Source organism: Pectobacterium aroidearum, assembly GCF_041228105.1.
Lineage (GTDB): Bacteria > Pseudomonadota > Gammaproteobacteria > Enterobacterales > Enterobacteriaceae > Pectobacterium > Pectobacterium aroidearum.
This window is the reverse complement of record NZ_CP166097.1, coordinates 5,107,707-5,128,777: the sequence shown is the minus strand read 5'-3', so window position 1 is coordinate 5,128,777 and position 21,071 is coordinate 5,107,707. Positions and strand designations below refer to the sequence as shown.

21 protein-coding genes are annotated in these 21,071 nt (G+C 53.6%); 6 read left to right on the top strand and 15 right to left on the bottom strand.

From position 1 onward, the window contains the following. The first annotated feature begins 39 nt into the window (after positions 1-39). Positions 40-1,392 carry a glutathione-disulfide reductase gene (gene gorA / locus AB8809_RS23160; RefSeq protein ID WP_300996710.1) on the top strand — a complete coding sequence of 451 codons (1,353 nt, stop codon included), beginning with the start codon at positions 40-42 and terminating at the stop codon, positions 1,390-1,392. Between the two features lie 107 nt (positions 1,393-1,499). On the opposite strand, the gene AB8809_RS23155 is transcribed toward gorA, so the two are convergent. Next, positions 1,500-1,787, bottom strand: a complete 288-nt coding sequence (locus AB8809_RS23155; RefSeq protein ID WP_015842269.1) for a type II toxin-antitoxin system RelE/ParE family toxin — start codon at positions 1,785-1,787, stop codon at positions 1,500-1,502. Further along, the gene (locus AB8809_RS23150) at positions 1,784-2,035 is read right to left on the bottom strand and encodes a type II toxin-antitoxin system Phd/YefM family antitoxin (protein WP_010281712.1); all 252 of its coding nucleotides are present in this window, start codon (positions 2,033-2,035) and stop codon (positions 1,784-1,786) included. Before AB8809_RS23150 ends, AB8809_RS23155 begins: the two co-directional genes overlap by 4 nt. Positions 2,036-2,289: 254 nt before the next feature. Here AB8809_RS23150 and AB8809_RS23145 point away from each other — a divergent pair, with 254 nt between their 5' ends. After that, complete coding sequence (locus AB8809_RS23145) at positions 2,290-3,195, top strand: siderophore-interacting protein (protein ID WP_349856902.1); 906 nt, start codon at positions 2,290-2,292, stop codon at positions 3,193-3,195. Positions 3,196-3,229: 34 nt separating this feature from the next. Here AB8809_RS23145 and dsbG read toward each other — a convergent pair whose 3' ends face one another. Both dsbG and AB8809_RS23135 read right to left on the bottom strand, forming a co-directional pair. Next, the gene (gene dsbG / locus AB8809_RS23140) at positions 3,230-3,985 is read right to left on the bottom strand and encodes a thiol:disulfide interchange protein DsbG (RefSeq protein ID WP_181845543.1); all 756 of its coding nucleotides are present in this window, start codon (positions 3,983-3,985) and stop codon (positions 3,230-3,232) included. A gap of 69 nt (positions 3,986-4,054) precedes the next feature. Further along, positions 4,055-4,759, bottom strand: coding sequence for an SMI1/KNR4 family protein (locus AB8809_RS23135; RefSeq protein WP_349856900.1), 705 nt, complete (start codon positions 4,757-4,759; stop codon positions 4,055-4,057). A 180-nt stretch (positions 4,760-4,939) separates the two neighbouring features. Here AB8809_RS23135 and AB8809_RS23130 point away from each other — a divergent pair, with 180 nt between their 5' ends. Continuing rightward, positions 4,940-5,563, top strand: a complete 624-nt coding sequence (locus AB8809_RS23130; protein ID WP_180778779.1) for a LysE family translocator — start codon at positions 4,940-4,942, stop codon at positions 5,561-5,563. A gap of 41 nt (positions 5,564-5,604) precedes the next feature. On the opposite strand, the gene AB8809_RS23125 is transcribed toward AB8809_RS23130, so the two are convergent. The 9 genes from AB8809_RS23125 to ghrB form a co-directional block, all read right to left on the bottom strand. Beyond that, a complete protein-coding gene (locus tag AB8809_RS23125; protein WP_349856898.1) occupies positions 5,605-5,916 on the bottom strand; it encodes a LysR substrate-binding domain-containing protein in 312 nt (103 codons plus the stop codon). A gap of 289 nt (positions 5,917-6,205) precedes the next feature. Then, positions 6,206-6,643, bottom strand: coding sequence for an RICIN domain-containing protein (locus AB8809_RS23120; RefSeq protein ID WP_181830105.1), 438 nt, complete (start codon positions 6,641-6,643; stop codon positions 6,206-6,208). A gap of 402 nt (positions 6,644-7,045) precedes the next feature. Next, positions 7,046-8,179, bottom strand: coding sequence for an alkylhydroperoxidase domain protein (locus tag AB8809_RS23115; RefSeq protein ID WP_349856896.1), 1,134 nt, complete (start codon positions 8,177-8,179; stop codon positions 7,046-7,048). Next, complete coding sequence (locus AB8809_RS23110; RefSeq protein ID WP_349856895.1) at positions 8,176-9,210, bottom strand: putative FMN-dependent luciferase-like monooxygenase; 1,035 nt, start codon at positions 9,208-9,210, stop codon at positions 8,176-8,178. Before AB8809_RS23110 ends, AB8809_RS23115 begins: the two co-directional genes overlap by 4 nt. A 1-nt stretch (position 9,211) precedes the next feature. Beyond that, on the bottom strand, positions 9,212-10,897 hold the full coding sequence (locus AB8809_RS23105; RefSeq protein ID WP_349856894.1) for an ABC transporter ATP-binding protein: 1,686 nt from the start codon (positions 10,895-10,897) through the stop codon (positions 9,212-9,214). After that, a complete protein-coding gene (locus tag AB8809_RS23100) occupies positions 10,894-11,754 on the bottom strand; it encodes an ABC transporter permease (protein WP_181830108.1) in 861 nt (286 codons plus the stop codon). Before AB8809_RS23100 ends, AB8809_RS23105 begins: the two co-directional genes overlap by 4 nt. Then, positions 11,751-12,695 carry an ABC transporter permease gene (locus tag AB8809_RS23095; RefSeq protein ID WP_349856892.1) on the bottom strand — a complete coding sequence of 315 codons (945 nt, stop codon included), beginning with the start codon at positions 12,693-12,695 and terminating at the stop codon, positions 11,751-11,753. The genes AB8809_RS23100 and AB8809_RS23095 overlap by 4 nt, the downstream gene beginning before the upstream one ends. A 27-nt stretch (positions 12,696-12,722) precedes the next feature. Beyond that, positions 12,723-14,360, bottom strand: coding sequence for a TIGR04028 family ABC transporter substrate-binding protein (locus AB8809_RS23090; protein ID WP_015842259.1), 1,638 nt, complete (start codon positions 14,358-14,360; stop codon positions 12,723-12,725). 305 nt (positions 14,361-14,665) lie between these two features. Then, on the bottom strand, positions 14,666-15,628 hold the full coding sequence (gene ghrB / locus AB8809_RS23085; protein WP_349856890.1) for a glyoxylate/hydroxypyruvate reductase GhrB: 963 nt from the start codon (positions 15,626-15,628) through the stop codon (positions 14,666-14,668). Between the two features lie 306 nt (positions 15,629-15,934). On the opposite strand from ghrB, the gene AB8809_RS23080 reads away from it, so the two are divergent. Further along, positions 15,935-17,896, top strand: a complete 1,962-nt coding sequence (locus AB8809_RS23080; RefSeq protein ID WP_349856889.1) for a methyl-accepting chemotaxis protein — start codon at positions 15,935-15,937, stop codon at positions 17,894-17,896. Positions 17,897-17,916: 20 nt separating this feature from the next. Here the strand turns inward: AB8809_RS23080 and AB8809_RS23075 are convergent, their stop codons facing one another. Then, positions 17,917-18,390, bottom strand: coding sequence for an N-acetyltransferase (locus tag AB8809_RS23075; RefSeq protein WP_256542599.1), 474 nt, complete (start codon positions 18,388-18,390; stop codon positions 17,917-17,919). Next, the gene (locus AB8809_RS23070; protein ID WP_349856888.1) at positions 18,387-18,950 is read right to left on the bottom strand and encodes a DNA-3-methyladenine glycosylase I; all 564 of its coding nucleotides are present in this window, start codon (positions 18,948-18,950) and stop codon (positions 18,387-18,389) included. Before AB8809_RS23070 ends, AB8809_RS23075 begins: the two co-directional genes overlap by 4 nt. A gap of 272 nt (positions 18,951-19,222) precedes the next feature. Between AB8809_RS23070 and AB8809_RS23065 the strand changes: the two genes are divergently transcribed. Continuing rightward, on the top strand, positions 19,223-20,029 hold the full coding sequence (locus tag AB8809_RS23065) for a sulfite exporter TauE/SafE family protein (RefSeq protein ID WP_015842254.1): 807 nt from the start codon (positions 19,223-19,225) through the stop codon (positions 20,027-20,029). A 126-nt stretch (positions 20,030-20,155) separates the two neighbouring features. Further along, positions 20,156-21,070 carry a glycine--tRNA ligase subunit alpha gene (gene glyQ, locus AB8809_RS23060; protein ID WP_010286428.1) on the top strand — a complete coding sequence of 305 codons (915 nt, stop codon included), beginning with the start codon at positions 20,156-20,158 and terminating at the stop codon, positions 21,068-21,070. Position 21,071 lies beyond the last annotated feature (1 nt).

Below are 21,071 nucleotides of genomic sequence, written 5' to 3'. Positions count from 1 at the left end.
CTCTAGGCAAATTTTATTCACTTAAGCATGGATACACTGATGACCAAACACTATGACTACCTTGCTATTGGCGGCGGCAGCGGCGGTATCGCATCTATCAACCGCGCGGCGATGTATGGACAAAAATGTGCGTTGATCGAAGCGAAATATCTGGGCGGCACCTGCGTCAACGTCGGCTGCGTGCCGAAGAAAGTGATGTGGCATGCGGCGCAGATTGCCGAAGCGATCCATCAGTACGGCCCTGATTACGGGTTCGATACCACGGTGAACCAATTCAACTGGGGTACGCTAGTTAAGAACCGTAGCGCCTATATCGATCGCATCCACCAGTCGTACGATAACGTGCTGGGCAAGAATAAGGTCGATGTCATCCACGGTTTTGCCCGCTTTGTCGATGCGCACACGGTGGAAGTGAACGGCGAAAAAATTACGGCTGACCATATTCTGATCGCAACGGGTGGTCGTCCGGTTCATCCTGATATTCCCGGCGCGGAGTACGGTATTGATTCCGACGGCTTCTTTGAGTTGGATGCGTTGCCGAAGCGTACCGCGATTGTCGGTGCAGGCTATATCGCGGTGGAAATTGCTGGCGTGCTGAACGGACTGGGGTCTGAAACCCACCTGTTTGTACGCAAACACGCGCCGCTGCGCAGCTTTGATCCGTTGATTGTCGACACGCTGGTGGAAGTGATGAACACCGAAGGGCCGACGTTGCATACCGAGTCGATCCCGAAAGCGATTGTGAAGAATACGGATGGTAGCCTGACGCTGGAGCTGGAAAACGGTCAGTCACAAACCGTCGATTGCCTGATTTGGGCGATTGGTCGCGAACCGGCGACGGATAACCTGAACCTGAGCGTCACCGGCGTAGAGCTGAACGACAAAGGCTACATCAACGTCGATAAGTTCCAGAACACCAATGTCCCTGGTATTTACGCTGTTGGCGATAACACTGGTGCCGTCGAGCTTACGCCGGTTGCCGTCGCGGCGGGGCGTCGTTTGTCCGAACGTCTGTTTAACAACAAGCCGGACGAGCATCTGGACTACAGCAATATCCCAACCGTCGTCTTCAGCCACCCGCCGATTGGCACCGTTGGGCTGACCGAGCCGCAGGCGCGTGAGCAGTACGGCGACGATCAGGTGAAAGTGTATAAATCTGCCTTCACCGCGATGTACACCGCCGTCACACAGCACCGTCAGCCGTGCCGTATGAAGCTGGTCTGCGTGGGCAAAGAAGAAAAAATCGTCGGCATCCATGGCATCGGTTTTGGTATGGACGAAATGCTGCAAGGCTTCGCGGTCGCCGTCAAAATGGGCGCGACCAAAAAAGACTTCGACAACACCGTCGCCATCCATCCGACTGCGTCAGAAGAGTTTGTGACAATGCGGTAATGATGTTGGTAAGGAAAGCGAGCCTGACGGCTTTTCTGGAAGGTGAAAACATGCTGGCTGAATAGTGAACTATTTGCCGGCATTTTTTTATTCTCAGGTTAATGCGGTTATCTCATTCGCTCACTCGCCAAATGATAAACGCCACTACGTTCACGTTTACCTACCGCCACTACGGCGATAATCAATACATCGTCAATGACTTCATAAACCAAACGAAAGCCTGATGCTCGGAGCTTTATTTTGTAGCAGTCCTTCATCCCCCGTAACTTTGCCGAAGGAATATGGGGATTTTCGCAGCATTTTTTTAGTTTTTTGGCAAATTGCTGCTGGATGGTTTTATCGAGTTTGAGCCATTCTTTCAGCGCATCTTCCCTGAATTTGACGCTATAGCTCATAGGAAACTATCCAAATCCACGTCAACCAGCGGCTGGTTTTTGCGTTCACCGATTAGCTTAACCAGTTCCTGGTCGTCCAGCGCATCCAGCATTTTTTCGTAAAGATCCGCAGGAATGCAATAAAACGCAGGCTGGTTGCGGTTCAAAATAGCGACAGGTAGACCGTCGCCAGCATTGACCGTCGCCATCGGGTTCTTTTTCAATTCACTGACGCTGGCACTGGTATCACTCAATATAATATTCGGCATGGTAGACCCTTTATGACCGATTAACAGGTCTTTAAATTAATCAATCAAAGACCTGTTAACAAGTCTTTTGATAAGTTTTTATGCTCGCTCAGCATGTCCTCCGGCCTACGCAAGGGAGAAAATGCTGCTTTTATCATGACATTCATCTGAATGGTGATAATGATTATCGTTAGTATTTTGTTTATGGTAAGTTGCGGTAATGGGTTTTATCCCGCTGACCGATTTTCCCTTACAAAACATATGGCTTTCTCACTATGTCTTTAGCTAACCGCACAACGTCTTCAGCCTATCGGTTGTTCAACTTACGCCTCGAGAGTAAGACGTTGCTCTCACCTTCATTAGCTCGCTGTGTGTTCACCGGCCCGGAAGTGCGTCAGATGAAACTGGATGCGCCGGATCAGCGCATCAAGCTGCTGTTCGCCAGTGAAAGCGGGGAGCTGACGCCGATGGCCGTGAGCGATACCTGGTATCAGGATTATCTGGCGCTGCCGCGTGAGCGTCGCCCGATTTTGCGTACCTATACGCTGCGTTCCGTCTCACAGGAATCACAGCAGGCAGCGATCGATTTTGTGCTGCACGGTGATACCGGGCCAGCTTCAAGCTGGGCGAATCATGCTAAGCCGGGCGATGCGCTACAGATTGTTGCGCCTAATGCGGAGGCTGATGGCGACAGCGGCGGCTATGAATGGGCACCGCACGATGGCGTTGAGCAGGTGTTGCTGATTGCAGATGAAACGGCACTACCTGCGGCAATGGGGATTCTTGAACAATTGGCGAGTCAGTCTTCTCCACCGTCGGTGCAGGCTTTTTTTGAAGTGCCGAAAGCGGCTGACTGCGTAACGTCGGGCGATTTCCCGTTTGCGCAGATTCACTGGCTACCGCGTGAGGAAACCGGCAGTACAGTATGGGGTGAACGCCTGCTGGCAGCGGTGCAACAGGATGTAAAAATCCCTACCAGCGCCTGTACCAACCGCGATGAAATCGCGCAGGAGACGCCGGAAGACGAGCTACTGTGGGAAAGAGCAACAGCGCATCGCCCGTTTTACGCTTGGGTGGCGGGAGAGTCTTCTGCTATCAAACGGCTGCGCCGCTATCTGCTCGACGAGCGCCACCTTGATAAAGAGACGATCAACTTTATGGCGTACTGGTCGCATCGTTAAGAGACAACGGCAGGAGGGAGATTCCCTCCTGTGTTTATTTCCCCATCATCTCTGCCAGTTGCTTTTCATCTGGTAGCCCGACGACCTGCTGTAGTTCACTCTTATCATTCAGGTAATAGATAGCGGGCGTGACGTTTGCGCCGAGTTCATCCATCAGCCGCTGATTGTGCTGAATGTTATTCCAGATGTCGCGTGATGAGGACTCGGGGAACGGAGGCACCGTTTTACCATTCGAGAGTTCATACTCATGCCAGGCTTTGGCCGGATCGCTGGCGGCAAGAATGGCTGCGGCATAACGTCCGCTTTCCGGTTTGATGACGCCGACCAGCAGCGTTTGCAACTGCACTTTTCCTGCTTTCACCCACGGCTGCGCCTGCTGCCAGAACTGTTTGCAGTACGGGCAAAATGGGTCGGCAAAGACGATGATTTTACGCGGCGCATCCTTTGAGCCTTCGGTGATAAACGGTGCCTGCTGTAATTTCTGCCACATCTCCCGACCAGCAGGTACATACACTTCCTGCTGAATCAGCGCTTCGCTCAGGTTGTTGCCGTGTTCGTCGTACATATAGCCCGAAATAGCATGCTTACCATCCGGCGTTAAGTAGATGGTCACCCCCACGCCCTGATAGCTGCCCAACCAACCTTGCACGCCGCCGGGTGCGGTGAACGGTTTGATGATCGTAATGCCCTGTTTTTCGATACTCTTCACCGCGTCCGGCAGGGCATCCTGCGCCAGTGACGATGCGGAAAGCGTCAATAGGGAGAGCGTGAGGAAGACGCGTTTTATCATGTTATTACACCTGTATCGTGAATCATTGCCTGCCGGATAGCGTAGCGGAAGGTAATCGGCTGGGGGAGCTTATTTACGCTTCTTGAACCAGGACCAGATTGATTTTCCTGATGTTGCTGGGGGGCTTGCTGGCGATGGCGCATCGTCAAAAATGGCGGCCAATGCATCGAGGAAATGGTATTTCTCTGGACGCAGCGTGTTGAAACTCCGGCCTCCGTCATCCTCAAGACGGATATTGACGTTGCCAGCGTTGAGTTCCCCTATCATCCACTGGAGAAAGGCATCGAGACTGGGGGCGATGGCTATTTTTCTTTCTTCGTCGCGTCCACAGTTGATTACCTGTCCACGCGTACCTTGTACATCGGGATCCAGATCGACCGCCAGATAGTTGCCGCCCCAGTCATAGGCGAAGGGAATCCACAGTGGATTGGCATAGACGGGCTTCACGTAGTGAGGAGGCGTAGATGACATACCGTAATTCAAGCTGGTGAGATCGTCATCGCTTGATGTATTCACAATTTCTCGCCATCCATCGACTTCTTGCATGACACTAGCCAGCGGTAAAAAGCTCATGCCATACCACAGGCCGGTATTTTGTTCCATACGCTGCCCGTTGTGCCAGCGGTACAGCGCGAGAAAGTCATCCGGCACTGCCACGCCGATGTGTTGTATAAAAGCGTCGAGCTCGTTTTGCGTTGCGCCGGGGTTTAGGTCTTCTACTACTTCAGGTAACTGATTGATTAACCAGCTTTCTAGATCATCGAGTCTGCGCATCTCATTTTTCGCTGTCGTGGGGTGATGTTGCGTTGCATGGCCGGCTGAAGAGATGGATATAACCATGCCCTATCGTCTATGAGGTAGAGATTACTATAAGATAGCGCGTCCGCTCACTTGCCTCATTCTCGATAAGGATGATGCGTTTTGTGGTTTTCCCTGCTGGAGTGATGAATTACCGTGACGTTGACCGAATCGCTGATTGCTTTTACGTTTGCCGCGACGATATTAACCCTGACGCCGGGTTTGGATACGGCCTTGATTTTACGCACCGCGACCGTTGAAGGCAGTAAAAAAGCCTTCCATGCCGCGTTTGGTATTCAAGTCGGCTGCCTTATTTGGGGCGCGATGGTGGCGTTTGGTCTGGGGACGCTGATTGCGGCGTCGGAGCTGGCCTATAACATCCTGAAATGGTGCGGTGCGGCGTACCTCTGCTGGCTGGGTTTGCAAATGCTCCTGAAGCCCAGAACCGAGCTGGTGATGGCGGCATCACAAGACGCACCAAAGCATCAGAACTGGTTTCTCCGTGGCATGTTGGGTAACGTACTCAATCCGAAAATCGGCGTGTTCTATGTTTCATTCCTGCCGCAATTTATCCCTGCCGGCCATTCGGTCGTGTTGTGGACTTACCTGCTCGTTCTTATTCATGTCGTCATCGGCACGCTGTGGTCGTCTACGCTGATTGCTGCTACGCGCCCGCTGTCGCGTTTTCTACGGCGCGGCGCGGTCGTGAAATGGATGGACCGAACGACGGGCGTTCTCTTTTTGGCATTCGCCGCGCGTCTGGCTTTGTCCCGGCGGTAGGGCGGTATTAGCATCGATATTATCGATAAACCCCCCGTATCTCAGAGCCCGCCGAACAGTAGCGCGATGAGCGTGAGGATCTCTTTACTGAGCGGCTGCCCTTTCTCTTCGGTCAACAGATAGAGCGGGGTGGTGCGTCTTTCCCCTTGTTGTAACGGCAGTATTTGTAATTCGCCGTACGCAATGTGTTCTGCAATTCGTGCTTCCGGCAGCCAGCCGTAGCCCACCTGATGCAAAACGGCCTGAGTAGCGGCTTCAAACGTGGTGAATGTCCAACTCTTGGCAGAGGAAGGCTGCGTATGCGGCGTCGTGCGCGTAACGATGCAGTGAGACAGCGACTCGCACGCTTTCAACTGCTCTGGCGTTTCATTACGCAGAACTTCAGTCAGGTGGATACATTAAGATTTCATGGATAGAACTGGCGGGAATGGACGTCAGCCTGATTCGCTATCGTAGAATTTTAGGGAAAGGAACGAATCAGACAATGGTGAAGCAGTGATAGAATAAGTGCATCGTATTAATTTTAGATAATTTATTTATTATCAAGTCATGCTTATAAGCAGATTATAAAAACCAAAAACCATCTTATTTGAATAAGATGGTTTTTAAACTGATGTTGTGTGCTATATATGTCGATTTGTTTTATTCGCTCGCTAATGCAGAGATTCTATCAATAGGGGTGAATTTCCATTGCTGAGCGATTGAACCATTAAATTCATATAGCTGAACACGTGTTCCTGCACCACCACGGGTATCATCGTCGATAACATAGGATTTATTCGCCTGACTCAAAATAAAATCATGCTTGCTTGCAAAATCCCATTTTTGAGTTGGTTCATTTTTATTGGTTAACTGCAAAACGATATCTGTACCGTTAGTAATCGCTTTGTTTTTAATTGCCAGCGCTAGAGTTCCGTTACTCGCCGCCAGTGAAATTACCCCTGTGCTGCTATCCAAATTCCACAGGATTTTATCGAGAGAAGAGTCTGCACGGAGAAGAACGGCTTTGGCATCTTTTATCTGATCGGAGACACCTAATGCCAGTGTTGTATCTGCTGCATATTTTAAAATACCAATCATAATAATTTCCTTGCTATTTGGTTTAGTCGATAGTTTCTGACTGATTTAATTTAGCCAGTGATTAAACTGTAGTTTAATTTGTTTTTTTGCCATTCATTTCGTTGGTGAAAAATAACAAGTATTTGGTTTTTATATTTATTTAATTTTTTATTTTAAAATTTATTGTTTTTTATGTGAGTTTTTATGTGGGTTATTTGTTAAGTATTTTTGATTGTATAATGATGGATTTAATTATGTGTGTGGTAATCGTTTTTATATTCAGTGTATTCTTCGATGGATATATTTTATTAAAAATAATTCAGTCTATTTTGTTATTTAGTAAATAAGAATGTCATGAGGATAAGAATTTATTCCGAATGGTGCGGTCTGTTGGCTGAGGTAATAAAACAGACCGCTTGAGGATTAATGCTCTGGCCAGAAGGGTTCGCCTAGCGTCAGCATCAGTCGGTTGGCCCATGAGAAAAAGGCGGCTGACTGCACCACATCGACGATCTCCAGCGTATCTAACCCCTGTTCTTGCAGTTGCTTCAGATCGTTTGCGTTGACCTGCGCGGGCGTGGCGGAAAGGCGAGCCGAGAAATCGATAATTGCCTGCCAGCGTAGGCTTTGACCGATACCCAAATCACCGCCGGGAACGACATCCAGCAGCCGCTGCACATCGCTGTCCTGTTTGGAAAGCTGGCTGGCTTTACGTGCGTGTACAGAGGCGCAGTAGATGCAGCCGTTGACCTTGCTGGTGACGGCAGCGATCAGTTCGCGTTCTTTGCGCGGCAGGCCACCAGCGGTATAGAAAATCCCTTTATCCGTCAGCGTGCGCTGTTCCAGCACCGGAAGATTGCGGCCTAGCAGACGGAAATAGTCTGAATCGGTGTGGCCGAAGCGCGCCAGAATCGCCTGTTCATCGGCATTGAATTCGGCCAGCGGTTTGGGCGCGATCCACGGTTCCCAGCCCAGTTCTGCCTGAGTAAACGCCTGCGGCGCGGATTTGCCGCTGTGCGTCTGCGGTTGGGTATGCCACTGACCCGCAACAGCGGCCTGTGAATGCGGCTGGCCGACGCGGTGGCTGGCAATCAGGCGATAGCCACGCAGTAGCCGACTTTGAAAATTCACAAACGCGATGAGCTGCGACAGCGTCACGATATCGTCTACCGACCAGCCCGCATGTTCCAGCGCGCTGACGTGGGACGCCGAGGCGTGTACGGGGGTTTTCGTCAGGCGTTCGGCATGATCCAGCGCCAGCTGTAGCGCGGGTGTCAACGCGGGTTCCGGGAAGTCCGACAGCCGCTCGGCATAAAAACGCTGCAATTGCTCATCCTGCTGCCAGCCGCTGATCTTGGTCGCAAACCAGAAGCGCAGCGATAGCGGCAGCGTCGCGTCGTCTGCGGCGTTGGCGTTAAACAGCGCCTCGTAGCTGCCCTGAGTGTGGCGTGTCGCCGCATCACGGGTTTTTCTGGCTGCCGCGAGGGCGGAGTCTGGGCTAATTTCGGCCAGCGTATCCAGTACGTCAGGGGTGTGTAACGTGTTAGCGTGCGTCATGCAATCTCCTGCCCGATCGGGCTTTTCTGTTTGACGGCGGGTCTCCAGCCCAACGCGGGAGCCACCTGAGTGGCAATCAGTTCAAGCGAGCGCAGAATTAGCGCATGCGGCGGATCGATGGAGTGCACCTGGAATGTCACATCGGTCGCACGCTCCAGCGAGCTGTCTGCCCGAAGTGACGCGATGACATCCTGCGCGGTGCCGACATGGCTATCAAAGGAGGCGATCAGCGCTTCTATCGAGTCGTGAGGGATCGCACGGAACGTGCCGGAACGGGCGGCGGAACGAGTAAGCCCTTTCTCTGCCAGAGTCAGCGCTAATTGACGATCGTCAGCCACAAAAACGCTGCGTGAGCTGAGAATGCGCGGTGTGACGCCCGTAGGCAGTGCGGCCAGGTAGGCATCGATCATCGGGTTTTGCAGGTCAGTCAGCGTGGCGTCCGGGAAATGTTCTGGGCGCGGCTGGGTACGAGAGAGCATCAGGCCATCGCCTGCTTTACCGGCTCGTTCCGCCCCCTCGATGGAAAACGTAGCCTGCCAGACACGCTTATCCAAATGCGGGGCGGCAGGGTAGAGCTGATTACCGTCTTCGCTTAGGGCTTCTCCCCGCCATGCGGCGCGCAGTTTCTCCAGATAGCGCCCGAGGATCTGCCCGCGTTGCGCGCTGTCATGACCAAACGCGGCAAATGAGGACGGCGTGCCGCCGGAACCTACGCCGACTTCCAGTCTGCCGTTGCTGAGTAAATCAAGCACGGCGGTATCTTCCGCCACGCGCAGCGGCTCTTCCATTGGCAGCGTAATAACGCCAGTACCGAGTTGGATGCGCTGAGTGCGCGCGGCGACCAGCGCCAGAAACACCAGCGGTGAAGGTAGCCCGCCTTCATCAGCGTGAAAGTGGTGCTGCGCGACCCAGGCGCTGTCGAACCCGAGTTGTTCGGCTTTGACGATCTGTTCCGTCGCCAGCCGATAGCGCTGCTGGGCGGAGGTGTCATCCAGCAGCCGCGTGAAAAATCCCAGACGTTTCGTTGTCATTCTACTGTCCTTGGTTTAGTGCCACTTTGGTTTCAGAGTGATGCGGACGGGCAAAAGCCGGGTGTTGCTGCCCGGGGATGGCCTCGATGAGTTCACGGGTGTAGCGATGTTCGGGATGGGCGAAGATCTGCTCTACCGGGCCGGATTCAAGCTGCTTGCCGTGGTACAGCACGGAAACGGTGTCGGCGATCTGGCGTACGACCGCCAAATCGTGCGAAATGAACAGGTATGTCAGCCCAAGTGATTCCTGTAATTCAGCCAGCAAACGTAGAATCTGCGCCTGCACGGTGACATCCAGCGCCGAGACAGCCTCGTCCAGCACCAGTACCTGCGGTTCCAGCACCAGCGCCCGGGCGATGGCGACACGTTGTCGCTGGCCGCCGGACAGCTCACGCGGCTTGCGTGACAGCAACGCGGCGGGCAGGGCGACGCGCTCGAACATCTCATGAATTTTTTGCTCCCGCTGCGCGGCGGTATGGCGATTAAAATTGCGCAGCGGTTCCTCGACGATGTCGTATAACCGCTGTGAGGGATCGAGTGAACCAAAGGGATTTTGGTAGACCAACTGAATTTTCTGCCGGAACTGCCGTAGCGCTTCGCCTTTCAGGTGAGTGATATCGGTGCCGTCGATCAGAATGCGCCCGGCGCTGGGGTGATGAAACCCGAGCAGGCTGCGTGCCGTGGTGGTTTTACCCGAGCCGGATTCGCCGACAATGGCGTGCGTTGTGCCGCGTGCCACGCTGAAAGAGACGTCATCCACGGCCCGAAAATGTTCCCCTTTACGACCCGATAAGGGGAAGGTCTGTACCAGATTTTCGACCGAGACAATGATGTCGGATGCATGGTTGCGCGGTGGACGCGGCGTTGGGTTAAGCGACGGCACGTTCGCCAGCAGCGTGCGGGCATAGTGGCTTGAGGGCGCGCTTAGCACCTCAAGCGTTGGACCCTGTTCCTGAATGTAGCCGTTCTGGAAGACCAGCAGCCGATCGGCACGCTCGGCCGCGACCCCCAGGTCGTGCGTAACGAACAGCACCGCCGTCCCATTTTCGCGTCGCAGTTCATCAAGCAGATCGAGAATACGTTTCTGCACGGTGACATCCAGCGCGCTGGTGGGCTCATCAGCAATAATCAGCGCAGGTTTTAGCGCAATGGCAATCGCGATCAGGACGCGTTGTTTCATACCGCCGGACAGCTCGTGCGGATACTGTTTCGCTCGCAGCTCCGGCTGGTTTAGCCCCACGCGTTCCAGCAGCGCCAGCGTTTTCTGGCGGATAGTCTGGCGATCTTCCCGCTGATGAATGCGCAGAATTTCGTCCACTTGCTCGCCGATGGTCTGCACCGGATTCAGGGAACTGGTGGGATCCTGCGGGATCAGGCTGATCTGCGCACCGCGCACGCTGTCCAACCGCTTCTGCGACCAGTCGCTGATATCCACGCCGTTGAGCCGAATGGCGCCGCGTGTTAACCGTCCGTTCTCGGCCAGCAAACCGATAACCGCCTGTGCGGTGGTGGTTTTCCCTGAACCGGATTCCCCCACCAGTGCGACGACTTCACCGGGCTGAATATGAAAAGAGACGCCTTCCACGACGGTCTGCTCACGATCGTCACTACGGTAGGCAATCGTGACGTTTTCCAGAGCCAGTACGGGCACCGCCGAGCTGGTTTGTAAGCTGGCTGACAGGCTCATCGTTCCGTCCTTCTGATCGATTGGCTGATGCGGTTGGCGGACAACACAACGAGTACGACAACCAGACCGGGGAAGGTGGTTAACCACCACGCGGTGGCAATGTAGTTGCGGCCTTCGGCGATCAGCAGTCCCCATTCCGGCGTGGGCGGTGGTGCGCCGTAGCCGAGGAAGCTCAGCGTGGAGATGGCCAGAATCGCACTGCCGAATTGCAGCGCGGCAAAGGCGAAAACGGTGGTCAGTGAGTTCGGCAGGATGTGCCGCCATAACACGCTGAAAAAGGTGCCGCCGCTGCCATAGGCGGCTTCGACGTAGTCGCTGTGGCGCACGCGCAACACTTCTGAACGTACCAGCCGGGTGAAGCTAGCGACGGAGGTGACACCCACGGCAATCGCGGCGTTAACCGTGCCGAAACCCAACAGAATGATGACGCTCAGTGCCAGCAGCAGGCCGGGAATAGCCAGTAACACATCAATGCTGCGCATCACGACGCTATCCAGCCAGCCGCCCACCGCGCCCGCCAAGAGACCGAACAGGCTACCGAGCACCAGACCCAGCCCGACGGCGATAACGGCACCGGAAAGCGAGTGCACGGCGCCATAAACGATGCGCGCGTAGAGATCACGTCCCAGCTGGTCGGTGCCGAGCCAGTAGTCGGCGTCGGGTGCCAGCCGCTGTGCGCCCGCGATGCCCTCTGTCGGGCTATAGCCAGTAAACCAGCCGGGGAACAGCGCCCAAAGCGCGACGGTCAGCATCACCAGCCAGGCCAGCAATAGCCCCGGTTGGAAGGCGTAGCGACGCAGTAGAGGCCGCTTGCGCAGAAGAGGAAAGGTGATTTTTTCCAGCTGTACGGTAGTCATAGCGTGGCTCCTGGCGTTTTTTTCAGGCGCGGATCGAGAAGGGGATAGAGCAGGTCGACGGCCAGATTGACGACAACAAAGGCGGCAGCGGAAACCAGTACGATGGCCTGCAATACGCTGCTGTCCTGATAGTTCACAGCTTCCTGCGTCAACTGACCGAGTCCGTTACGGCCAAACACGGTTTCGGTAATCAGCGCTCCCGCAATCAGTTCGCCCAACAGCAGGCCAGCGATGGTCAGCGTGGGCAGCATCGCGTTGCGGGCGATATGTCGCCACAGCACGCCGCTGCGGCTGGCTCCTTTGGCGCGGGCGACGGCAACAAACGGCTGGGTTTGTACCTGATCGATGCTGCGCATCAGCACCTGAGCCAGCGGGGCGGAGATCGGTAGCGCCAGTGTGAGAACCGGTAAAATCAGCCCTTCCCATTCGCCGGGGTTAATCACCGGAATCAGCCCCAGACGGAAAGAGAAAATCTGAATCAGTACGATACCGAGCCAAAAGGTTGGGACGGAAATAAACAGCGACGGCAACGATTGCAGCGTGCTTCGTAGCCACTGAAACGGCGTCAGCGTCGATAAGAACGCCAGAGCAAACGCCAGCAGGCCAGCAGCGATGAAGCCCAGCACCGCGAGCAGCAGCGTGGGCGGCAGATTCGCGGCAATCAACTCGGTGACTGGCACGCCCGCCTGAAGAGAGAGGCCGAGATCGCCACGCAGTATCTGGGCTATCGCATGAAAATATTGCGTGAGTACCGGCGTATCGGCACCGTAAGACAAACGCAACTGCGCGATCTGCTCGGCACTCAGGCCGAGCTCCGGGTTTTGGAACTTGATCAGTACAGCATCACCCGGCATCGCCTGAAGCAGGATAAAAGACAGGGTAAATGCCGCCCACAAGACGAGCAGTGCCTGACCGATGCGCAGTGCCAGATATCGGTTCATGATGATCGCTTCCCTCTTTCTTCCGCGTTACTTATCCAGCCAGGTGTTGTAGAAACTCGGGCGACCGACGGCTTCAAACGCGATGCCTTTTGTCGTGGGGGCGCCGGCAAACACCTGCGGTTCTTCAAAAATGGGAATGACGTAGGCCTGATCGATCAGGTAGTTCTGTACCTCCCCGACCAGCGCCAGCCGCTTGCTGCGGTCGGTTTCAGCGGCGATGCCATCCAGCAGCGTATTCAGATGCGGATCAACAAAGTCCTTCACTTTGTCGCTGGAGCCACCTTTTTGCAGCAGGACGTTACGTACCGTCGGGTAATATTGGCTTTTCAGTACATCTGGGTCGGCACGGCCTACCATCGCTGGTGCAACGCCAGTTTTCAGCGGATCGAGGCTATCGACGGTTTTACTGCCCGCATCGCCCGCCAACACGTTCAGCTTCACGCCGACTTTTGCCCACTGCTGGGAAACCAACTGTAAGGTTTCTTTGTTCTGCGGCTGTGGCAGCGATTCATAAGCGGTCAGTTCCAGCGTTTTACCGTCTTTTTGCCGCAATCCCTGCGAACCGGTTTTCCACCCCGCTTCATCTAACAGTTTGTTGGCCTGCGCGGGATCGAAGGTGAGCTTGCTAGAGAGATCGACATAGCCTGCGGCGGTTTTGGCCAGCGGTGACGTAGCCTGTGGGTAGTTGTCAGAGAACAGCGTATTGATGATCTCTTTGGTGTTGGTGGCGTGCAGCAGCGCTTTACGCACGCGGATATCGGCGACCAGCGGGTTGTCCGGGCGGAAAACCACGCTGTTATTGACGCCGCGCGTAGGCGGGGCATAAAGATTGAAGTTCTGACTTTGCACCCGCTTTTCATCGTAGGCCTGAATCTGACGAATGAAATCCGCCTGACCGGATACCAACGCGCCAATACGTACGCTGTCTTCCGGGGTCACCAGATAGGTAATGCCGTCCAGATAGGCGCGTCCCTGATGCTTCGATTTAACCGGTGCCCAGTTGTAATCCTTACGGGCGGTCAGTTTCAGTTCGCGTCCTAGTTTCTCGCTGCTCACGACGAATGGACCGGAACCAATAATGTTTTTGGCATTGCCTAACTGATTGAAATTGCGCTCAAGCGTGCTGAGAGATACCAGACCGGAACCGATCGCTGAGGTGCCTTGCAGAAAGCCTGGAGAGGGCTTCTTAAAGTAAAACTTCACTGTGAGCGGGTCGATGACTTCACTGCGCAGGTAGTTATTGATGACTTCTGAAACCGGCTGGTTGAGCGCTGTGTTCCCCAAACCGTAGGTATCAAAGTTTTTCGCTACCGCGTTGGCATCCAGCGGAGTGCCATCAGAGAAGCTGATGCCGGGACGAATCTTGAACGTGTATTCGGTGTTATCCGCGTTGACGGTCCAGGATTCCGCAACCCACGGCTCGATCTCCAGCGTTTCCGGGTTCTGGTACGTCAGTTTGTCGGTAATCTGGTTGAGAATGCCGCCGTTCGGGTAAAACCCGCCTGCGGGCGTATAGAGATTGGTGTGTGCTTGCTGTTCCAGATAAATCAGCGTGCCGCCGATTTTCGGTGTGTCGTTCGCTGCCTGTGCACTCAGTGCACCGCCCAGAAGGAGCAACGAGGCAAAAATAGTGAGTTTCTGATGAGGATGCAAAAAAGTCGCCACGATGGTTGTTCCTACAGGTAATGGTTTTTATTAACGTTCTGTTTTATCAGGTGAATGTGCGGATCGGTTGCGTCCTGAAACGGGGAAATATGGCGGGGACGTTAACCGTTCGTTACAGCCGATACTTCCATAGGCAGTAGGAAACAGCAAAGAACAAAACTGGCATTGGTTATCCAGTTTTTAGGTAGGGAGAAGGGCGGTTTTTTGCGGAAAATAGCTGCGTTTCGCGTGTGATGGCGGGTTTATTGAGTGTGAGGGTAGCAGCGCTGCAAGCACGTCGTCGCAGCGCTAAGATCGCCTGAGGACTATTTCAAAACCTGCGGATTCACGCAGTTTTCTTTCACCTGACCGCTTAGGGCGGCAATCAGGTTATCAACGGCGCAGGCGGCCATATCGTAGCGTGTTTCGTGCGTGGCAGAACCGATATGTGGCAGCGCCACGACGTTAGGTAAATCCAGCAGCGGAGAATCGACGGGCAGCGGTTCTTTGACAAACACGTCCAAGCCTGCGCCCTGAATGGTTCCTTTCACCAGCGCTTCCGTCAGCGCGTCTTCATCCACGACAGCACCACGACCGATATTAATCAAAATGGCGCTGGGTTTCATTTTTGCCAGCTGCTCACGCCCAATCAGATGATGTGTTTCCGCCGTGAGTGGCAGCGTGATACAGAGGAAGTCAGACTCGGCCAGGAGCGTATCGAGATCGCAATGGCGAGCATTAAAGCGCTGCTCTGCTTCGGCGTGATGGCGGCGAGCGTTGTACAGAACCGGCATGCTAAAACCAAAGTGGGCGCGTTGTGCGACTGCCAGACCGATGCGACCCATCCCCAGAATGCCGATGGTCTTATGGTGAACGTCAGTGCCAAACCAGTCGCTGTCAACGCCACCTTTCCATTCGCCTGCTTTAACGCGTTCGGCCACTTCCACGACCCGTCGTGCGCTGGTGAGCATCAGCGCCAGAACCGTATCCGCCACGGTTTCTGTCAGCACGGTTGGGGTATGCATGAGAATCACCCCTTTTTCATTCAGTGCGTCGACGTTAAAGGTGTCGTAACCGACAGAAATGGTGGAGGCCGCACGTAAGCGTGGGGCGTGTTGCAGGAAGTCTTTATCGACTTTACCACCGGAACCAATGATGCCTTCGGCCGTTGCCAGAGCCGGGTGGTCGAGTGAAGGAAAGGCGTCAAGCTCAGTGACGGTGAAGTGTTGATCTAAACGAGCGCGTAGGTCGTCAGCAATTTTTTTATACAGGATAACGCTAGGTTTCATCACAAACTCCAGCAGATTAAGGAAGTTAACGTAGAAATAGCTCCTCGAATAATCGCGTAGCTGGCGAGAGACTGCAAGCGATACCGCCCCTGCATCTGCCCAAGGTTAATCGCAATTAATGGGGGATTTGCACGATGGATAGGATGAACGATCGCAGACCGATGCTTAGCGTGAGATTTTTATTTTTTGATTAATATATTTCCTTTGTGATTGCTGTCACTCATTTTCAGATAAAGCCTTACCGTGAAAAACCGATAACCCTATTTACGGGGATGTTTTAGAAATGGTGTTGTTACGGGGGCGGAAATGCATTTTTTTACCAGAGTTATGAGCAACCTTAAGGTTTCTCATAAGCTGTATGGCGGGTTTGGTATTGTCCTGCTGTTAGTGATGATGGCGTCTGGTGTTGGCGCTGTACGATTTTTTATCATTCACGATCTGTATGTTAAAACGACTATTTTGAATGAAATGAATCACTATCTCGATCAGTCAAAAATGGCGAGAGTGAAATATTCATTCACCTTTGCGGATGACAATATCAAGAATCTGAATACCTATATTAGTCAGGCAAATCAGCAAAAAGAAAAAGCGAAAGCGCTAACGTGGGAAGAGGGTTATCTCTCTGATTTTAATAATCTTGATCAAGATTTTAAAGATTATGATACCGATCTGAATACCCTGAAAGCCGCCGCCAATGCGGTCGTCGCGACAGCAAAAAAAATCGGCCAGATGAATGCCTCTGATGCATTAACGGCATTTATGACCAACTTTCCCGTCAGCGCGGATGAAAATGCGTTGGCGATGCAGAAAGACGCGTTCTCACTGCTGTTTCTGAAACTGGTCAACAGCACTTATATCTTACAAAAAGAGAACAGCGAAGCCGCGTTTAATGCACAGAAACAGGTCTATGCTGCCTCGAAGGCATCCTACGATGCGCTGGCATCGTCGGTTAGTGGCGATCGTCGTCGCGTCGTGGATTCGTTTTGGCAAGCATTTGAAAATTATCATCAAACGGCAGAGCAGTATTACGTACAACTCGGTCAGCTAAAGACCACAGATGTTAAATTCCGGGCAACCGGAGACAAAATGACGAGTGATATCGGCAATATTCTGCAAAAGCTCGGCGCGAAGAATGATGACATTATCAATAGCTCCGTACTGCAAACGCTGGTTTTAGGGGCGATAGCCATCGTATTCGGGTTATTGATCGCCTGGTCTGTCACGCGACAAATTACCCGACCCATTATTACCAACCTGAAGCTGGCGGAACGCATTGCGAGTGGCGATCTGTCCGCCAATGTTACGGTAGAGCGGCATGATGAGCTGGGGCAACTCACGACGGCAATGATGGTGATGACGGAGAAACTACGTCATTTAATGACTGATATTCGTCAAAGCGTGTACAGCGTTGAAAGTGCTGCTTCTGATATTGCCGTAGGCAATAATGATTTGTCATCACGTACCGAGCAGCAATCGGCGGCGATTGTAGAAACCGCAGCCAGTATGGAAGAGTTAACGGCTACGGTGAAGAACAATGCCGATAATGCCCGACATGCCAGCCAGATTGCCGGAGAAGCCTCAACCAATGCCAATCGCGGTGGGGATATTATTAACCGTGTCATTAACACTATGAGCGATATTTCGGGGAGTTCGAAGAAAATCTCTGATATTACGAGCGTCATTAATAGCATCGCTTTCCAGACCAATATTTTGGCATTGAATGCGGCAGTAGAAGCGGCGCGTGCCGGAGAGCAAGGACGGGGATTTGCGGTGGTTGCCAGTGAGGTGCGCAGTCTTGCCCAGCGCAGCTCTCAGGCGGCAAAAGAGATCGAAAGCCTGATTTCAGAGTCGGTTTCTCGCGTGGGTGCCGGAACAGATCTGGTTTCTCAGGCGGGAACGACGATGGATGACATTGTGGCTTCCGTGAGCCGAGTGAATGACATCATGGAGGAAATCTCTTCGGCATCGGATGAGCAGAGCCGCGGGATTGCACAAATCGGCAGTGCTGTCGCTGAAATGGATACGACCATTCAGCAGAATGCCGCTATGGTGAGTGAATCCTCCGTCGCGGCGAACTCATTGCAGGAACAGGCCTCGAAGCTGGCAAAACTGATGTCAGTTTTCCGCATATCCGATACGGATGTTGCCGGTCTGCCACGACTGCAAGGCTCGGGCACCGGTAATAGCAACTCGGGCAATAAGACAACGGCTCGTCTGCCAACGCTCGCATCGCGGGATAACGGCAGCGATAACTGGACAACGTTCTGATCGCTCGCTGAGTCGATGGCTCAGCGGTGATCGACGGAATCGGAGGGAGCGGCATTTACGGCTCCCTCATTCGCCCACTGCATGATCAGCGCCGTGGCTTGTGTATCCTGATTAACATTTTCCTCAACGATGATGAACCCCTGCTTATGGTAGAACCGGCAGGCGCGCGTATTCTGCTGATACACTTCCAGACTGAGTAAGGGAAACTGTGCCTGAACATGCTGGATGAGTAAGGTGCCAATCTGCTTTCCATAGTAGGCTTCTTCCACAAACAGTGCGCCGATGAACCGTGCTTCCAGCACGCTGATAAAGCCGATAAGGCTTCCTTGCTCCTCATAAACCCAGGTTTGCGACTGGGGAATATAGACGTCGCGTACCGCACTGGCGCTCTCTCGCCAGTAATCTTGACGAATAAACGGATGCGCCAGAATGGTGCTCTTTAGCCAAAGCTGCATCAGCGGTTCGAGATCGCGGTCGCAGTAAGGGCGGATCATGACGCGCTTTCCTGATGACAAAAACAGTCGGTGACATGGTCGTTGACCAATCCACCTGCTTGCATGAAGGCATAGCAGATAGTCGAACCGATAAATTTGAAGCCGCGTTTCTTCAGGGCTTTGGACATGGCATCTGAAACGTCCGTTTTAGCTGGGACTTCTGTCAGTGACGCGGGATGATTGAGACGTGGCTGGTGTCCGACAAAAGACCAAATGAAGTGCGAGAAGCTCTCTCCTTGGCTCTCCATTGCCACCCACACTTTTGCATTGGTGATAATGGCCTCGATTTTCCCGCGATGGCGGATAATACCGCTGTCCTGTACCAGCCGTTCTACGTCATCCTGCGTCATTTGTGCGACTTGCTCAGGGTTGAACTGGTGGAAACAGCGGCGATAGTGTTCGCGTTTTTTCAGAACCGTGATCCAGGAAAGGCCAGCCTGCTGGCCTTCCAGACACAGTAACTCAAACAGCTTCTGGCTGTCGGTACAGGGCTTTCCCCACTCGTTATCGTGGTAATCCTGATATAAGGTGTCTTGTGTAACCCAGCCGCAGCGTTGCATGCCTTTCTCCTGATTATGGTGATGCCGTTGATTGTAAGGCGGTCTGTCGCAATGTGGTGTGATGATGGCACTTAAAGTGCTGTATGGGCAACCAGTGTTTTGCGGGCGTGCTCGCAGATATGAAAGATCGCTGGCGGATGGGGCGGAAAGTCGTCGTGGAATCATGAATAATGTTTTGCCAGCAGCCCAGAGCGGTTTATTCGCTCAGGGCTGCTCATTGGCTCAGGGTTGTTAAATCAAAAATAAGAAAAGCAGACACAGGGGTACAGGGAATGGCAGTGGAGTGGATTGCAGCCTATCTGGCATTAGGTGCGGTGGTAGGCTTTATGGCGGGCTTATTGGGCATTGGCGGCGGCGGCATTATGGTGCCGGTGCTGACGGCGCTGTTTGCTGCACAAGGTGTGGAGAATACACATCTGGTGCATTTGGCGTTGGGAACATCAATGGCGGCGATTGTCGTCACGGCGATTTCCAGCTTGCGCACGCATCATCAACATCAGGCGGTGCTGTGGCCTGTCGTGATGAGGATTACGCCAGCCATCCTGATCGGGACATTCGCGGCCACCTGGCTGGCGACGCTGTTGCCGACGCGGGCGTTGGCGATCTTTTTCTCCTGTTTTATGGCTTACGTTTCGCTGCAAATGGTGCTGAATATCAAGCCAAAACCGCAGCGCCAGTTGCCCGGTACGGCAGGCATTTCACTGGCGGGGTTGGTGATTGGTAGCATATCAGCGCTGGTGGCGATTGGCGGTGGGTCGCTCACGGTGCCGTTCCTGACGTGGTGCAACGTTCGTATTCAGCAGGCGATCGGCACATCCGCAGCGGTTGGGCTACCGATTGCCGTTTCCGGCGCGTTGGGCTACCTGATCAACGGCTGGTCGACGACCGGATTGCCTGACTACAGCGTCGGCTATGTTTCTCTGCCCGCCGTTTTCCTGATTTCCGCCGTCAGCTTTTTCACCGCACCTGTCGGTGCCCGTCTGGCGCATCGTCTGCCTGTGGCAACGCTGAAAAAGGCCTTTGCGGCATTGTTACTGCTGCTAAGCCTGAAGATGTTGCAGACCGTTTTTTCCGGCTGATCCCGGAATTTGAAAGATGATAACGGGGATTTGCACTTGTTACCGCATTCTGGCTGTATATCTTGCGGTCAGAGGGTATACTGGCGCATTCCTTATAAATCCACTTGTATCGCGCGCGAATCCAACATGCAAAAGTTTGATACCAAGACCTTCCAGGGCCTGATCCTGACATTACAGGATTATTGGGCTCGCCAGGGCTGCACCATTGTTCAACCATTGGACATGGAAGTCGGCGCAGGCACTTCACATCCTATGACCTGCCTGCGGGCACTGGGGCCGGAGCCAATGGCCGCCGCCTATGTGCAGCCTTCTCGTCGTCCGACCGATGGGCGCTACGGCGAAAACCCGAACCGCTTACAGCACTATTACCAGTTTCAGGTCGTCATTAAGCCATCACCGGACAATATTCAGGAGCTGTACCTCGGTTCTCTGAAAGAGCTGGGTATGGATCCGACCATTCACGATATTCGTTTCGTGGAAGACAACTGGGAAAACCCGACGCTGGGTGCCTGGGGTCTGGGCTGGGAAGTCTGGCTGAACGGTATGGAAGTCACGCAGTTTACCTACTTCCAGCAGGTTGGCGGTTTGGAATGTAAACCGGTGACGGGTGAGATCACCTACGGTCTGGAACGTCTGGCGATGTACATTCAGGGCGTTGATAGCGTTTACGATCTGGTCTGGAGCGATGGCCCGTTAGGTAAAACCACCTACGGCGACGTGTTCCATCAAAACGAAGTCGAGCAGTCGACCTACAACTTTGAACACGCTGACGTTGATTTCCTGTTCAGCTGCTTCGAGCAATATGAGAAAGAAGCGCAGCACCTGCTGGCGCTGGAAAAACCGCTGCCTTTACCGGCTTACGAACGCATTCTGAAAGCGGCGCACAGCTTTAACCTGCTGGATGCGCGTAAAGCGATCTCGGTTACCGAGCGCCAGCGCTACATTCTGCGTATTCGTACCCTGACCAAAGCGGTTGCGGAAGCCTACTATGCCTCGCGTGAGGCACTGGGTTTCCCGATGTGTAATAAGAAAGAGAGCTAAG

What these genes read in the sequence shown, in the direction of transcription:
- AB8809_RS23075 (WP_256542599.1), bottom strand. Translation starts at nt 18,390, where the DNA reads ATGATCCGCCCTTACTGCGACCGCGATCTCGAACCGCTGATGCAGCTT.
- AB8809_RS23100 (WP_181830108.1), bottom strand. Translation starts at nt 11,754, where the DNA reads ATGACTACCGTACAGCTGGAAAAAATCACCTTTCCTCTTCTGCGCAAG.
- gorA (WP_300996710.1), top strand. Translation starts at nt 40, where the DNA reads ATGACCAAACACTATGACTACCTTGCTATTGGCGGCGGCAGCGGCGGT.
- ghrB (WP_349856890.1), bottom strand. Translation starts at nt 15,628, where the DNA reads ATGAAACCTAGCGTTATCCTGTATAAAAAAATTGCTGACGACCTACGC.
- glyQ (WP_010286428.1), top strand. Translation starts at nt 20,156, where the DNA reads ATGCAAAAGTTTGATACCAAGACCTTCCAGGGCCTGATCCTGACATTA.
- AB8809_RS23065 (WP_015842254.1), top strand. Translation starts at nt 19,223, where the DNA reads ATGGCAGTGGAGTGGATTGCAGCCTATCTGGCATTAGGTGCGGTGGTA.
- AB8809_RS23115 (WP_349856896.1), bottom strand. Translation starts at nt 8,179, where the DNA reads ATGACGCACGCTAACACGTTACACACCCCTGACGTACTGGATACGCTG.
- AB8809_RS23080 (WP_349856889.1), top strand. Translation starts at nt 15,935, where the DNA reads ATGCATTTTTTTACCAGAGTTATGAGCAACCTTAAGGTTTCTCATAAG.
- AB8809_RS23105 (WP_349856894.1), bottom strand. Translation starts at nt 10,897, where the DNA reads ATGAGCCTGTCAGCCAGCTTACAAACCAGCTCGGCGGTGCCCGTACTG.
- AB8809_RS23145 (WP_349856902.1), top strand. Translation starts at nt 2,290, where the DNA reads ATGTCTTTAGCTAACCGCACAACGTCTTCAGCCTATCGGTTGTTCAAC.
- AB8809_RS23150 (WP_010281712.1), bottom strand. Translation starts at nt 2,035, where the DNA reads ATGCCGAATATTATATTGAGTGATACCAGTGCCAGCGTCAGTGAATTG.
- AB8809_RS23135 (WP_349856900.1), bottom strand. Translation starts at nt 4,759, where the DNA reads ATGCGCAGACTCGATGATCTAGAAAGCTGGTTAATCAATCAGTTACCT.
- AB8809_RS23070 (WP_349856888.1), bottom strand. Translation starts at nt 18,950, where the DNA reads ATGCAACGCTGCGGCTGGGTTACACAAGACACCTTATATCAGGATTAC.
- dsbG (WP_181845543.1), bottom strand. Translation starts at nt 3,985, where the DNA reads ATGATAAAACGCGTCTTCCTCACGCTCTCCCTATTGACGCTTTCCGCA.
- AB8809_RS23155 (WP_015842269.1), bottom strand. Translation starts at nt 1,787, where the DNA reads ATGAGCTATAGCGTCAAATTCAGGGAAGATGCGCTGAAAGAATGGCTC.
- AB8809_RS23110 (WP_349856895.1), bottom strand. Translation starts at nt 9,210, where the DNA reads ATGACAACGAAACGTCTGGGATTTTTCACGCGGCTGCTGGATGACACC.
- AB8809_RS23095 (WP_349856892.1), bottom strand. Translation starts at nt 12,695, where the DNA reads ATGAACCGATATCTGGCACTGCGCATCGGTCAGGCACTGCTCGTCTTG.
- AB8809_RS23120 (WP_181830105.1), bottom strand. Translation starts at nt 6,643, where the DNA reads ATGATTGGTATTTTAAAATATGCAGCAGATACAACACTGGCATTAGGT.